Origin of the sequence: Paenarthrobacter aromaticivorans, assembly GCF_019038615.1 — a bacterium.
Taxonomy (GTDB): domain Bacteria; phylum Actinomycetota; class Actinomycetes; order Actinomycetales; family Micrococcaceae; genus Arthrobacter; species Arthrobacter aromaticivorans.
Genome location: NZ_JAHOPC010000001.1, coordinates 118,859 through 132,015, shown reverse-complemented (window position 1 = coordinate 132,015; position 13,157 = coordinate 118,859). Strand labels below are relative to the sequence as shown.

The 13,157-nt window shown below is 59.7% G+C and carries 11 protein-coding genes and 1 tRNA gene; 7 read left to right on the top strand and 5 right to left on the bottom strand.

Annotation, left to right across the window (positions count from 1 at the left end):
• The first annotated feature begins 2 nt into the window (after window positions 1-2).
• The 3 genes from KSW38_RS00605 to KSW38_RS00595 all read left to right on the top strand — a co-directional run bounded on the left by KSW38_RS00605 (window position 3) and on the right by KSW38_RS00595 (window position 2,894).
• Window positions 3-1,550, top strand: coding sequence for a sugar ABC transporter ATP-binding protein (locus tag KSW38_RS00605; RefSeq protein ID WP_216921459.1), 1,548 nt, complete (start codon window positions 3-5; stop codon window positions 1,548-1,550).
• An 88-nt stretch (window positions 1,551-1,638) separates the two neighbouring features.
• Window positions 1,639-2,550 carry an ABC transporter permease subunit gene (locus KSW38_RS00600; protein ID WP_308169248.1) on the top strand — a complete coding sequence of 304 codons (912 nt, stop codon included), beginning with the start codon at window positions 1,639-1,641 and terminating at the stop codon, window positions 2,548-2,550.
• Window positions 2,551-2,582: 32 nt separating this feature from the next.
• Window positions 2,583-2,894 carry a putative quinol monooxygenase gene (locus KSW38_RS00595; protein WP_216921454.1) on the top strand — a complete coding sequence of 104 codons (312 nt, stop codon included), beginning with the start codon at window positions 2,583-2,585 and terminating at the stop codon, window positions 2,892-2,894.
• A gap of 403 nt (window positions 2,895-3,297) precedes the next feature.
• On the opposite strand, the gene KSW38_RS00590 is transcribed toward KSW38_RS00595, so the two are convergent.
• From KSW38_RS00590 to KSW38_RS00580, 3 genes are all read right to left on the bottom strand, one after another.
• A complete protein-coding gene (locus KSW38_RS00590; protein ID WP_216921451.1) occupies window positions 3,298-3,714 on the bottom strand; it encodes a GlcG/HbpS family heme-binding protein in 417 nt (138 codons plus the stop codon).
• Window positions 3,715-3,793: 79 nt separating this feature from the next.
• Entirely contained in the window at window positions 3,794-4,690 is an 897-nt protein-coding gene (locus KSW38_RS00585) for an LLM class oxidoreductase (protein WP_216921448.1), read from the bottom strand.
• A gap of 113 nt (window positions 4,691-4,803) precedes the next feature.
• Window positions 4,804-6,006 (bottom strand): MFS transporter, encoded by a 1,203-nt coding sequence (locus tag KSW38_RS00580; protein WP_216921445.1) that lies wholly within the window; start codon window positions 6,004-6,006, stop codon window positions 4,804-4,806.
• A 159-nt stretch (window positions 6,007-6,165) separates the two neighbouring features.
• Here KSW38_RS00580 and KSW38_RS00575 point away from each other — a divergent pair, with 159 nt between their 5' ends.
• Window positions 6,166-6,627, top strand: coding sequence for a MarR family winged helix-turn-helix transcriptional regulator (locus tag KSW38_RS00575; protein ID WP_216921443.1), 462 nt, complete (start codon window positions 6,166-6,168; stop codon window positions 6,625-6,627).
• 1,138 nt (window positions 6,628-7,765) lie between these two features.
• Here the strand turns inward: KSW38_RS00575 and KSW38_RS00570 are convergent.
• Both KSW38_RS00570 and KSW38_RS00565 read right to left on the bottom strand, forming a co-directional pair.
• Entirely contained in the window at window positions 7,766-9,586 is a 1,821-nt protein-coding gene (locus tag KSW38_RS00570; RefSeq protein ID WP_216921441.1) for a glycoside hydrolase family 15 protein, read from the bottom strand.
• A gap of 808 nt (window positions 9,587-10,394) precedes the next feature.
• Window positions 10,395-10,484 (bottom strand) — tRNA-Ser (locus KSW38_RS00565).
• 138 nt (window positions 10,485-10,622) lie between these two features.
• Here KSW38_RS00565 and KSW38_RS00560 point away from each other — a divergent pair.
• The 3 genes from KSW38_RS00560 to KSW38_RS00550 are packed head-to-tail and all read left to right on the top strand — an operon-like array spanning window position 10,623 to window position 13,034.
• Window positions 10,623-11,624 carry a zinc-dependent alcohol dehydrogenase gene (locus tag KSW38_RS00560; RefSeq protein ID WP_216921438.1) on the top strand — a complete coding sequence of 334 codons (1,002 nt, stop codon included), beginning with the start codon at window positions 10,623-10,625 and terminating at the stop codon, window positions 11,622-11,624.
• Window positions 11,625-11,627: 3 nt separating this feature from the next.
• Complete coding sequence (locus tag KSW38_RS00555; protein ID WP_216921434.1) at window positions 11,628-12,026, top strand: 6-pyruvoyl trahydropterin synthase family protein; 399 nt, start codon at window positions 11,628-11,630, stop codon at window positions 12,024-12,026.
• Window positions 12,027-13,034 (top strand): glycosyltransferase family 4 protein, encoded by a 1,008-nt coding sequence (locus KSW38_RS00550; protein WP_308169247.1) that lies wholly within the window; start codon window positions 12,027-12,029, stop codon window positions 13,032-13,034.
• The last annotated feature ends 123 nt before the right edge of the window (window positions 13,035-13,157 follow it).

Below are 13,157 nucleotides of genomic sequence, written 5' to 3'. Positions count from 1 at the left end.
CCATGGCAGGAGAACATAACCAAGCCGTCGTTGCACGGCTGCGCGGTGTCACAAAGTCGTTTGCTGGAAACACGGTCGTCAGGGACGTAGACCTCGACTTCCGGGCGGGTGAAGTCCACATACTCGCGGGTGAAAACGGTGCCGGAAAGTCCACGCTCACCAAACTGCTTGCTGGCATACACCAACCCGACCACGGGAGCGTAGAGATATTCGGCGAGAGTGGTCCGTTCGATGTGAAGTCCGCACGAGCCGCCGGGGTCACCATCGTGCATCAGGAACTCCTCATTGCTCCGAATCTCTCGGTCGCCGACAACCTTGCCATGGGCCAGGAGAATCGAAACAGGTTTGGCGGGCTTGACAGGGGCGCCACCAAGAGCAACGCCCGGGAGCAACTGGCGTACATTGGCGCAAGTTTTCCGGTAACGGCCAAGGCAGGCAACCTGACGGTCGCCGACCACCAACAGATCGAAATTGCACGTGCATTGGCCCAACGTCCAAAAATCCTGATCCTCGATGAGCCAACGTCAGCTCTGTCATCCGCAGAGACCAAGCGGCTGCTCCGCATCGTCGGCGAGTTGAGGGCAGCGGGCACCAGCATCATTTACATCACCCATCGCATGGACGAAATAGATGCTATTGCGGACACGGTCAGCATCATGAGGGACGGCTCGCTCGTCGAAACACTGCCCAAAGCGATGGCATCCCCGGATGCCATCGTGCTGAGGATGGTTGGCCGTAAGATCGAGTCACTTTTCACCGCGGACAGACCCACCCCTGGGCCCGACGTACTGGAAGTGGAACAACTCACCGACGGAAAGAACATCGGGCCCATAGACCTCAAGGTCCGGGCCGGCGAAGTAGTTGGAATCGGGGGACTCATCGGATCGGGCCGGAGTGAATTCGTCCGCCTTATTTTCGGTGCTGACAGGGCCAGCTCCGGCACGGTCAGAGTAGACGGCGTGCCCGCCGACGTAAGCCACCCAGCTGCTGCCATCCGGGCGGGGATTGCGTTGGTCCCAGAGAGCCGCAAAACTGAGGGGCTCATTGTTGACCAATCCATCACCTCCAACGTGGTGTTGGCCAGCCTTAGGCACGTCCGGCGCGCCGGATGGGTGCGGCCTTCGGCGGTGAGAAAGGTCGCTGCAAAGGCGAAGGAGCAATTCGGCATCAAGTCCGCCTCCCTGAAGCAGGAAATTAGGACACTGTCCGGCGGCAACCAACAAAAGGTGCTGCTGGCGAAATGGCTTGAAACCAGACCTAAGGTCTTGATTCTCGACGAACCGACAAGGGGCGTCGATGTAGGGGCTAAAGCAGAGATTTACCAGGTCATCAATGCGTGCGCACAGGCAGGTGTGGCGGTGCTGGTTATCTCTTCCGAGCTGCCCGAACTCATCGGCCTGAGCAGCCGGGTCCATGTCATGCGTGAGGGTCGCCTCGTCGCAGAACTCGACGCCGAGGGCCTGACCGAAGAGGCGATCATGAACCACGCTTTTGGAATCCCTGAAACCTCCACGAGCCATACCCCAGGAGATGTACATCATGGCCAATAATCAGCTTCAAGCCCCGCCTTCACCCACCGTTCCAGCGTCCAAGCCGAAAGAGAGCATGCTCCCAAGCGGATTGGCAAGCAGTGGACTAGTGGGTATCATCGCGGCCCTGATCGTGCTGGTAGCCGTTATGGCGTTTATAGCCCCATACTTCTGGAGCGTTAACAACCTCCTTGAGGTCGTGCGCCAGGTGGCGGCAATCGCCATTTTGGCCGCAGGCGGAACCTTTGTGATTCTGACTAGCGGAATAGACCTCTCTGTGGGATCAGCACTAGGCGTGACAGCCATGGTAGCCATCGTCATGGCCAACACAGACGCGCCATGGTTCGTTGCAGTCGCCCTTGCCCTCCTTGCAGGCGGGATCATCGGCGCAATCAATGGCGCATTCATCGCCCGGTTTGCCTTGCCGGCCTTCATTGTCACGCTTGCCGCCCTCACGTACCTGCGCGGCTTCGTATACGTCGGAACAGGCGGAACAACCCTGGTCCCGGACAACGTCGCATTCTCATGGATCGGACAAGGACAGCTTCTCGGCATACCCGTCGCTGCGTTCGTGTTGCTTGCCGTCTATTTCGCTGGCTGGTTGCTATTGGAACGAACCGTTTTCGGCCGCCAAGTATATGCAATCGGCGGGAATGCCGAAGCGGCACGACTCAGCGGGATCCCGGTTCGCCGCATCATCTTTTTGGTCTACGTGATCTCAGGACTTTGCTCGGGAATTGCCGGCGTAATCGTCTCAGCCCGGCTTGAAAGTGCAGTCCCGGACTTAGGAACGGGTTACGAACTGAACGCAATCGCAGCAATAGTTTTAGGTGGAACATCGCTCATGGGTGGCCGCGGATCCCTGCTGGGAACACTGGTAGGGGCCCTCTTCATCGCGGTCCTCTCCAACGGAATGACCCTGCTGAACGTGCAGTCTTTCTACCAGCAGATCATCATGGGCGCCGTCATTCTCCTGGCCGTCTTCGTGGACCGCCTGCGCCGTGGAAGCACAGCCCAATAGGCCATGTCACAAAAGCCACACCAAAGGAAACCATGAACGAAATCGTTGTCGTCGTCACTCTGACTCCCATACCTGGTCAGCGTGTACAGCTGCTGGAAATCTGCCGTAAGTACTGGCCCGGCATCCAGGAAGAACCAGGATGTGAGCTACTCGCTCTCCATGAAGGTCCGGACACATTTGTAGTGATCGAGCGATGGGAAAGCCGACCCTTGTGGGATCAGCACCTTGCAACAGCGGAAAACAAAGCGCTGAATGCCGCGTTATCGCCACTTCTAGCCGAACCTGCCCAAGTGTGGCCTGTTGTGGCACTGCCGCTTGGTCACGCTTCAAAATCCAAACTCTGAAAGTAGGGCCAATGGATTCCCCAAGCAACGTCCGAACGGGCAGCACCGAAACGCCCATCTCCGTTTCGCCTCTACGTGGTCAATACGTGTCGACAAACAGCGAGCCAAGAGCCGCTGGGGGGTATACGGGTGCAGTCGAAGAAAACACCATAGGAACTTACATCACGATAGCGGATCCCCTTGACCACGTCCCCGGCCAGTATGTGTCACATGGGAAAACTATTTCCCGGTAGCGGTGAAAGAGTCAGCGTCCGTGGCATCGTACGTCGATGACCACGTGTCAGGCCTCGGCTGCAGGGACCGAGGCGTCTGAACTTCGGTCTAGAGCGCGAACCAACAGCAATGGATAGGCGGGCGTGTCGGCTTCTACGAACGTGAGGCCGACACGCCCAACCCAAGCGTCTTATCCGTCGAGCACTGCCAAGGCTGCCATGGCAATGGCGTGATCCTGCTCCGGGGAGGCGCCTCCCACCCCCAGGGCTCGGATGGGGTGTCCTTCGCGTTGGATGGGGATGCCGTCGGGGATAAATAGCAATGTACGGTCCAGAGCCGTTTGAAGTGTGTAGAACGGGCCGGTTGATTTAGTGGTTTCAACCAACTCGTCGGTTGACGCATTCATCTGAAGCGCGGTAAAGGCCTTGCGGGTGCCTGTCTCCCTCGAGATGAGGACTGCGCGGTCATCCCGGCTGAAGGCCGGAAAATTTCCGCCGGCGTCGAGAACACTGATGCTAATGCTCACGTCCACTTCATTGGCGGCATGGTGCGCAGCTGCGATCAGCTTTTCCGCGTCCTGTGTTGTGAGGTAATCGTGTGCGGTCATCAGAAATCTCTTTTTTGACAGTTCCAGTTGGGAACTCGTCGGAGTCCGCGCGTCCGGGATCGTGTGTCTGAGCATGACCTCAAAAGTCGGGTAGCACATGCTCGGCTATCTCCTCCAGCACCTCTTCGACGGGACGGAAGCTGGGGCGGAAATTTAGTGCCACATGGGCTATGCCTGCTTCTTCAAGGCCGCTTAGATAGCGATGGAGTTGATTGCGTCCAAGGCGCGCCCCGAACCTGATTGGCTCTGCCGGAGCGTCGGGATCCTCGAGGAGATCGACCAGCATCGTAGTGATGGCAGGCTTATGCTGCCCTGGGGGCATAGAGTGCGCCCACTTATCGGTTACAGGCTTCATTAGGTGGGCCGGCCGGTGGTAAGTCATATAGCCGTCCATATTCTCGGCCGCCCACTCTGTGCTCTGCTGGCCGCGCCCAACGGCGACGAGCGGAATTGACCCGTTCTGTGGCACCGGAAGTACCTTAATCCGGTCATTGTGGAGTCCAGCACTCTCATGCCAGATCGACCTAAGAGCAGCCACCGCCGTTCGGTACTGCTCACCGCGGGATTGGAAGTCAATCCCGAAACTCGGATACTCTCCCGGCCGATCACCTGAGGCAACACCGAGGATCAGCCGCCCCCCAGACAATTGGTCGACAGTGGCCGCCATCTTTGCAACGTGAAGTGGGTGCCTCAGAGGCAGAACAACGGCTGCAGTGCCCAGCAGAATGTTGTCGGTCACGCCAGCCAGGAACCCGAGATACGTAAAAGCATCAAAGACCTGTCCGGCATCACCAAATCCTGGAATCCAAAGCGGCACATCACGGAGCCACAAGGCCCTGAACCCCAATCTGTCCGCGAGTTCCGCTCGCTTTCTATGGTGTCTCAAGTCCGGTATGCCGAAAGTTGAGGGCACCCCCGTCGGTGAAGTTTGGCGAGCGAAGTCGTTATCAAGTGGGAGCTCGACTCCGAGGCTCATTCCACCGCCCTTGCCGCTGAGGGCATCCAAAGCGGGAAACCTCGGCTGGGCTGAGATATGGACCTTAGTCACTTCGTAAGCCACCGTTCGATCTGGAATCTGATTTCTCCTTACTACAGCGATGCATTGGCGACGGCGCGGGTATCGCTATCGGTGGCAACTATCTGGCTGCGCTTAGCGTCGGCTGCAGCGAAGGCCATGACGACCAAGCCCAGCACGGTGGTTCCTGCTCCGGCCCAGATAGGGGAGGTATAGCCGAGACCGGCTGTGATGGTTACTCCGCCGAGCCACGCTCCGAGGGCGTTGCCGACGTTGAAGGCGCCGATGTTGGCGCCAGAGGCTAGCGTGGGGGCGTTATTGGCGTACTTCATGACCCGCATCTGCAGTCCGGGGACGGTGGCGAAACCGAAGCCGCCCAGCAACACCATGGAGGCGATGGTCATCGGCTGGTTGCCTGAGGTCAGTGCGAATACCACGAGCACGGCCACCAGTGCGGAAAGCACGACGATGAGGGTTCGGTCCACGTTCTTGTCGGCCGCCTTGCCGCCTACTGTGTTCCCGATGAAAAGGCCCACGCCGAAGAGAATCAGCAGCCACGGCACGGTGGAGGAGGAGAATCCGGTGACCTCTGTGAGGGTGAAGGCGATGTAGGTGAAGGCGCCGAACATGCCGCCGTAGCCGAGGATGGTGACGAGGATGGAGAGCCAGACCTGTCCGGAGCGGAAAGCACGCAGCTCGCTCCGGAGTCCGCCCGGGGCGGCGTCGCCCGAACCCGTGCTAGGTACGAGGGCTAGGATGCCAGCCAGCGCGAGTACGCCGATACCCGTAATCGCCCAAAAAGTAGACCGCCAGCCCGTAGCTTGTCCCAGCATGGTGCCGAACGGAACCCCCAGCACATTTGCTGCTGTTAGCCCGGTGAACATGATGGCGATGGCTCCGGCTTTCTTGGTGGGAGCGACCATATTGGCGGCTACCACGGCCCCTACGCCGAAGAAGGCTCCGTGCGATAGGGCTGCGATGATCCGGCCGATCATCATGGTCCAGTAGTCCGGGGCGAGAGCCGAGAGGACGTTACCTGCGATGAACAAAACCATCAGCACGGCCAGGACCGGTTTGCGTTCAAAGCGAGTCACCGCAGCAGTGAGGAGCAATGCTCCAAGGACGACGGCCAAGGCATAACCAGAAATCAGCCAACCCGCCGTCGCCTCGCTGACCCGAAAGTCTGTGGCCACTTCGGGAAGCAAGCCCATGATGACGAACTCGGTGAGTCCGATCCCGAACCCACCGAGGGCTAGGGCTATCAGGCCAATAGGCATTGGAATACTCCTTTAGGATCTATACGGAAGGGCTTAGTGCGCGTACGCTTGTAGTTGCAGGCGCTGTATATATTGTTGCACACGCAAATATAGCGCGCAAGCAACTAATTATTCACTCGTTCCGCGGTTGCGGAGCACAGGACTCGAGGGAAGTATCAAATGGCCATCATGGATGACAGCGTCGAGATCCGAGCGCAAGGATGGCGGACGTTGGCGGCCCTGTATGGTCTGATCGAGGTCGAGCTAGAACGCGCCCTGCAAGCCGGGGCCCAGCTTTCTGTGGTGGAATACACCGTCCTGGAGGCTTTGAGTCGGCAGGACGGGTGGCACATGCGGATGCAACAGCTGGCGCGGGCCACGGCATTAAGCGCCAGCGCCACTACTCGTTTGGTGAACCGTCTGGAGGACCGCGGTCTTCTGACGCGTATTCTGTGCGCTGATGACCGCCGGGGTATCTACACTGAGCTCACCCCTGACGGCATCACGCTGCTGGAGGCAACCCGCCCCGCCCACGATGCAACCCTGGAACGCGTCCTCGCTGAAGCACAGCGACTACCTGAATTAGCCCCGCTGGTCGACACCCTACCCGCGCTGCATGAGAGCGTGAAAATGCGGACATGACTTCGTTCGAGCGGCGATTCGCGCGAGTGCTGCAGCGCTGCGAACGGCTTGTGACCAGATAAAGCAGCCACGAGGGAAAGCGGCGCCCCCGAAAGAGTCCGCGGGCCCGCCTCTCCATGCCGCCGAGTGGAGGGTCCCCTGCAGCTGTGAACGTTCACGAAACACCCCCCCATGGTAGCCGTTGGGGACCCATGGCTGGGCGGCTTAACCTCGGCCATGCGCCGGCGTCGAGCACAAAGCAAAGGTGGGCTAGTTTCTGGACTGGCTTGCTCGGATATTCGTGAAAATGGGATTAGGCGGGTCTTGCAAGGGTGGTTGGAGCCGACCTGAACCTGTTGAGAATCTTGGGCAGCGGCCACGGATGCCCTTCTCCAGAACAGCTTTAGCCACCTTCTTAGCAGACCTCCTCCACGCACCGACGGCTCGGCATAAGCGAGGACCTAAAATGGCATCCCGGTTGGAATAGAATTTTTTTTCAAATAGGCACTATTATATAGAAATTTCTGCTACACTTCTGACTAGAGAACCTCCAGTGCCGCCCGCACTCGAGCTGTGGGAACCGCGGTCGGTGGACGGGTTTGAAGGGAGCATGACAATGACACGCGAAGAAGCCTTTGCAAAATGCCCGGCGGACAGTTACGTCGAGTTTTATGGCAATCGATGGCTCATTGTGCCCTTTGCCCCGGTGACTCAGCCCAGCTTTTTTGCCTGCAGCCCGACCCTCGAGTATCACGTGCATGGCTGATGAAGACCATGGCTTGGTGCCTGCGACCAGCCTTCTCCCTCCGAGGCTCTTGCTTTAGCAAATCCTTACCCAATTATCGCCCGCTGCCTTAGCTCCTATCGGAGATTCCCTGGTTCAGACGGGGCCCACGAATGAATCGCGGCTCACTCCGAGCCAGGACAAGAACGCGATACAAGCTGAGAGCATCAACTGCTCTCGGGAGCGGATGGACGTTCTGAATCAGATGGAAGGCGTCAATTAGCAGGTCTCGCGGCTCAACGTCCGCCCAAACCGGGGCGCTGACAGCCAAGTCCAGGCACGTGCCTTCCGGGCCAGGAACCCTACCGGCCTGCCGGAATGCAACGCTAAGGGGCGTTTAATACGGGGTCGTCGATTTCCGCTCAATTGCATAATTCAGCTCACAGCCTCGGCCGCTAGGCTCAGAAGGTCCACCCCATGCATGGCATCGGCGGCCCGGACCAGCGCCAGATGCGAGAAGGCCTGCGGGAAGTTGCCGGCCATTCGCTCTTCCTTGGGGGCGTACTCCTCGCTCAGTAGGCCGAGTTCATTGGAGTAACCCACCAGTTTGTCCATAAGGTTCTTCGCTTCGAGCTTGCGGCCCGTGCGCGCGTACTGCTCAACCAACCAAAAAGAACACGCAAGGAAAGGGTGTTCCCCCGGATCAAGCCCATCCACACCTGTCTCGGTGCGGTACCGCAACAACAAGCCGTCATCGGTAACGAGTTCCTCCTCCAGCCGCTTAACGGTTTCCCGCATGCGGTCATCGTCGTAGGGAAGAAAGCCCACTTGGGGAATCACGAGCAACGCCGCGTCCGTCTGCCCTCCGCCGTAGGTCTGCGTGAACGAATGAAGATCCGAGTTGAACCCTTCACGCAGAATCTCAGCCCGTAGCCTTTCGCGAAGCTGTTCCCAGTGCTCGAAAGGTCCGTCCAGGCCATGGTTCCGGACTGCACGTATCCCACAGTCAAAGGCCGCCCACATCATCACGCGTGAATGTGTAAAGAACTGGGGGTCACCCCGCATTTCCCACAGGCCAAAGTCTTTTTCCTCGATGTGCTTCTCAACGAAGCCGAGCAGAATCTGCTGCAATGCCCAGGAGAACTGGTCTTCCTTGCCGCCCGCCAGCCGGAGTCTCTCCAATGCGACCAACACCTCACCTACGACGTCTGCCTGGAATTGAGCCACCGCAGCGTTACCAATGCGCACCGGCCGTGAGTCCAGGTAACCGGGCAGATGGTCCAAGGTGCGCTCCGGCAGGTCTCGTTCGCCGCCGATGCCATACATGATCTGCAAATCTTCGGGCTCGCCAGCGAGAGATCGAAGTAGCCAATTGCGCCACTGGAGGGCTTCGGATTCGTAGCCGTGGGTAAGCATGGACTCCAGCGTTAGTGCGGCGTCACGCAACCAGCAGAAGCGGTAGTCCCAGTTCCGAGGCCCTCCGAACTCCTCGGGCAACGAAGTGGTGGGCGCAGCAACGATGCCACCGGTCTCATAATTTGTCAGCGCCCTCAGCACAAGCAAAGAACGCTTCACCGCGGCCCCGTAGGGCCCCTCGGAACGACAATGGCGCCCCCAACGTGTCCAGTAATCGATGGACTGTTCAAGTGCGGCGTCGACATCTACCGCAGAGGGAACAGGCCTGTGCGAAGGAAACCATGTCAGCTCAAAGTCAGCAACCTCCCCCTCCGCTACATCGAATTCACCGGAGTGCCCATGCGCGTGAGCCTCAGGCAGGTGCGGTGCACGCAGCGCAACGGCATCCGGGCCAGCCATGGCCAGAAGCACCATTTCACCGGGAGCTGCACCGTCCTGGATTCGTCTGGACCAAGGCACCACCGTGCCATACCGCGGACGGATGATGAGTTCCTGCTGCATCCCAACCCGTCCCTCCATCCCCGTTACCCGGCGCAGGATGGACGATCCCGTATGCCCCACCGGCATGAAGTCCGTGACCTGGGCCAGCCCCGTGGGCGTCTTCCAGACTGTTTCCAACACAAATGTTGAATCGACATACTGCCGCTTCACCACAGCTGCTTCGGGATGGCGGGGAGCCAGTAGCCAGCGGCCATGACTCTCGACTCCAAGCAGGGAACTGAACAACGCCGGCGAGTCGAATCGCGGGAAGCACAGCCAGTCAACGCTCCCATCCCTCGAGATCAGAGGACCGGTTTGCAGATCCGACAGCAGCGCATAGTCCTCAATGAGAGCAGCCATGGCTTCACTAAAGCACAACTGGCTGCTATGCGGCAGAACCTCAAAAACGATATAGCGCTCCATAGCACGCGTAAGGCCACAGCCTCCCCATCCGAAGGAGCAGTGAGGAACCCGTCAGAAAACGGCGTCCACCGAACGTGGGAAATGACAGATTGGATCAGAAAATCTCGCGGAATCTTGTGGTCAGTTCCGTAAATCAGTAATGTGCCTGAACGCGCCTGGCGAAGACCTCCGCCAGGCAAGGCAGGGCAAGTGTGCCAGTTGACAGCTTGACGATAATGGCCCAAATCCGTCATCTGACAGGTTGGAGAGCGAAACCTGACATCCGTAATGAGAAGGGATAGGGAGCTCTCCCACCTAATGAACGTCCGGTGGTTTAAGCGCCGATAATGGACGTTCCATCAAGCTGAATGGTGATCATTGCATCCAATCCATGATCACCATTCCACCGCTCACCGTCCGCCACCGGGCACTCGTTTCACCTTGGAAAACGCCTCTGACTGCGGGATTAGAAAGGGATTTAGGTCGACCAGAAGGCCTAATGAGCGAACAAGAAGAAGCTTCCGTGCGTTTCAAACGACAGTCGTAACCACCACAGGGGAGGTGCCCAACGTCCTCAGCTTGATTTTCCGCATCGCCATCTTCGCGCAAACCATCCGATTGCTGCGGTTCAAGCCGGTCAATCCGCTCCTGTTGCAGCTGCCTTAAAGGAGCCGCGCGGAGTTCGTCACAGACGGCTGGCATGCCTCCGGGCAAAGCAAAAGGCCCCGCCTCCCTCATAAACAAAGGGAAGCAGGGCCTTCTCACGTGGCGGTGACGGTGGGATTTGAACCCACGTTGGCTTTTACACCAAACAACATTTCGAGTGTTGCACCTTCGGCCGCTCGGACACGTCACCAACTGAAATAGGGTACCGGAGTTGGGGCCTGTTCCCCAAAACGGCCCGCAAGCGAGCCCCCAGCCAACCACCGGGGAAACGCCGAGAAGTGGACTCAACTTCCGCCCGCACCCGCCCAGCGATAGATTCATAAGCATCATGACTATCTCGCGCGAACAAGCACACGAGGCCCAGGCCTATTGGGTCACTGGGTCGGGCCACGGTGAGTTGCGCCCGGAGGCCATACCAACACCCGGCCCCCAAGAAGCCCTCGTCCGGACCCTGTATTCAGGCGTCAGCCGCGGCACGGAGCGCGTAGTCCATGAAGGGCGGGTGCCAGCAAGGGTGGCCGAACGAATGCACGCGCCGCACCAAGAGGGCGACTTTCCCGGGCCGGTCAAATACGGCTACCTGTCTGTCGGCGTCGTGGAACAAGGCCCGGACACCTGGATCGGCAAGACAGTCTTCAGCCTCCACCCGCATCAGGATTTCTATGTGGTCCCGACGAACCAGCTCACAGCCATACCGGAGGACGTGCCTGCCCGCCGTGCCGTGCTCACGGGCATCGTGGAGGTAGCAATCAATGCCCTGTGGGAAGCCGGGCCGAGGCTGGGAGACCGCGTCGCCGTCGTCGGTGGTGGCTTGGTGGGCGGCGTCCTGGCGACCATCCTCCGGAAGTATCCGCTGGGCCGCCTGCAACTCGTGGATGCAGACGCGGAGAAGAGAAATCTCGCCGAAAAGCTCAACATCAACTTCGCACTCCCGGACGAAGCAGAGAACGATTGCGACATCGTCTTCCACTGCTCCGCATCCAACGAGGGACTCAAACTGAGCCTCCAACTTGCCGGCGACGATTCCGACGTGATCGAGCTTTCGTGGTTCGCTGACAAGGAAGTCACCCTGCCGCTGGGCGAGGATTTCCACGCGCGCAGGCTCACCATCCGCTCCAGCCAAGTGGGGGCCGTGGCGTTGCCCAGGAGGCACAGAAGAACCAACGCCCAGCGCCTCCAACTCGCGGCAGCAACCCTGAAGGATCCGGTCTTCGACACATTCCTCAGCAGCGAGTGCCAATTTCAGAATCTGCCCACCAGCCTCGTTAAGTTGTTTGAAAAGCCGGGCGGCTTTTGCCACGTGGTCGCCTATCCAAAGCCGGAGGAATAAGACATGTTCAGCCTGACCGTCCGACGCCATTTCATGATTGCCCACAGCCTTCCCCGGGAAGCCTTCGGCCCCGCGCAGGGCCTCCACGGTGCCACGTTCGTCGCCGAGGTGACCTTCCGCCGCCCGGACCTCAACGAGGACGCCATCGTCCTGGATATCGGTGCTGCAGGCGGCATTCTTGAGGAGGTTCTTGAAGACCTGAACTACAAGAACCTCGACGACCACCCAGCCTTCAAGGGCAAGTTGTCCACCACGGAGGCGTTGGCCAAGCACATCGCCGACGCAGTTGCCGCACGCATCGCGGACACCCCGGATGGAGCAGCCCTCAACGGTATCGACGTCGTCCTTCGCGAGAATCCGGATGCGTGGGCAGGATATTCACTGGAGCTCCCGGTTAAGTAAGTGCACATCCGCTTCCTGGTGCCGGGAAACGTCCGGCACGGCTCCGGCGGGAACAAGTACAACGCCAAGCTCGCCGAGCACCTGACAGCCTTGGGCGTCGGGATAGAGACAGTCATCGTCGACGGCGGCTGGCCGGTTGGGAGCGCGGCGGACCGGCAACGGTTTGCCGAAATGCTCGACGGTGGCACCACAGTGATTGCCGACGGTTTGGTCGCGAGTGGGGCCCCGGATGAAGTGGCGGGCGCGGTAAGGGCAGGAACCCGGGTGTGGATTCTTTCCCACATGGCGCTGGCCGATCACGCGGACCTTGAAGCCAGGGCCCTGGCCGCAGCCTCAGGTGTTATCTGCCCAAGCGAGCATGCTGCTGCCGCATTGGAAAAAAGGCATGGCCTCGAAAACATCGTGGTTGCCCAGCCCGGAGTTGAAGCGGCTGAAACAGCAAAGGGCTCGGAACCACCGCACATCATCGCCCTCGCCGCCCTGCTCCCCAACAAGAGCCAAACGGAACTGGTGGGAGCGCTCGCTACCCTAAAAGACCTGCCATGGACGGCGGCCCTGATCGGAGCAGACCAACCTGACCCCGCGTACGCGGCAGAAGTGAGGGCCGCCGTCGAACGTTACAAACTCCAAAACCGCATCATGATGACTGGGGAGTTAACCGGCAAACCGTTGGAGGATCAGTGGCGCTCGGCCGATCTCAGCATCCTCATCTCGAAGTCCGAGTCGTTCGGGCTGGTAGTGACGGAGTCCTTGGCCCATGGCGTCCCGGTTGTTGTCCGGCAGGGGACCGGTGCCGTGGAAGCACTCGGGAACACAGGAGCGGGGACGGCGCTTGACCTCACACAGCCCAACACCCTTGCCAGCGCTTTCCGGAGATGGCTCACCGACCAAGAGCTTCAACACAGGTGGCGAACTGCGGCGCTCCAGGCGCGGTCCAACCTTCCCGGGTGGGACACCACAGCAGCAACGGTCCTGAAAGCCCTCGGCAGCGGCGAGGGTGCAGAATAGGGCCGTCACCAGCTGCGTTACGCCTACACCAGGTGGGGCCTTCGCCGCAGCCGTATCGACGACGACGGCGCCCGCCGCCTGCTCGGAGCTTGGCTGACTTCCGCCGGCGGAGTTCGGCTGACA

Excerpts from the sequence above, each read along its gene's own strand:
- KSW38_RS00605 (WP_216921459.1), top strand. The coding sequence starts at position 3 with ATGGCAGGAGAACATAACCAAGCCGTCGTTGCACGGCTGCGCGGTGTC.
- KSW38_RS00595 (WP_216921454.1), top strand. The coding sequence starts at position 2,583 with ATGAACGAAATCGTTGTCGTCGTCACTCTGACTCCCATACCTGGTCAG.
- KSW38_RS00590 (WP_216921451.1), bottom strand. The coding sequence starts at position 3,714 with ATGACCGCACACGATTACCTCACAACACAGGACGCGGAAAAGCTGATC.
- KSW38_RS00585 (WP_216921448.1), bottom strand. The coding sequence starts at position 4,690 with ATGAGCCTCGGAGTCGAGCTCCCACTTGATAACGACTTCGCTCGCCAA.
- KSW38_RS00580 (WP_216921445.1), bottom strand. The coding sequence starts at position 6,006 with ATGCCTATTGGCCTGATAGCCCTAGCCCTCGGTGGGTTCGGGATCGGA.
- KSW38_RS00575 (WP_216921443.1), top strand. The coding sequence starts at position 6,166 with ATGGCCATCATGGATGACAGCGTCGAGATCCGAGCGCAAGGATGGCGG.
- KSW38_RS00570 (WP_216921441.1), bottom strand. The coding sequence starts at position 9,586 with ATGGCTGCTCTCATTGAGGACTATGCGCTGCTGTCGGATCTGCAAACC.
- KSW38_RS00560 (WP_216921438.1), top strand. The coding sequence starts at position 10,623 with ATGACTATCTCGCGCGAACAAGCACACGAGGCCCAGGCCTATTGGGTC.
- KSW38_RS00555 (WP_216921434.1), top strand. The coding sequence starts at position 11,628 with ATGTTCAGCCTGACCGTCCGACGCCATTTCATGATTGCCCACAGCCTT.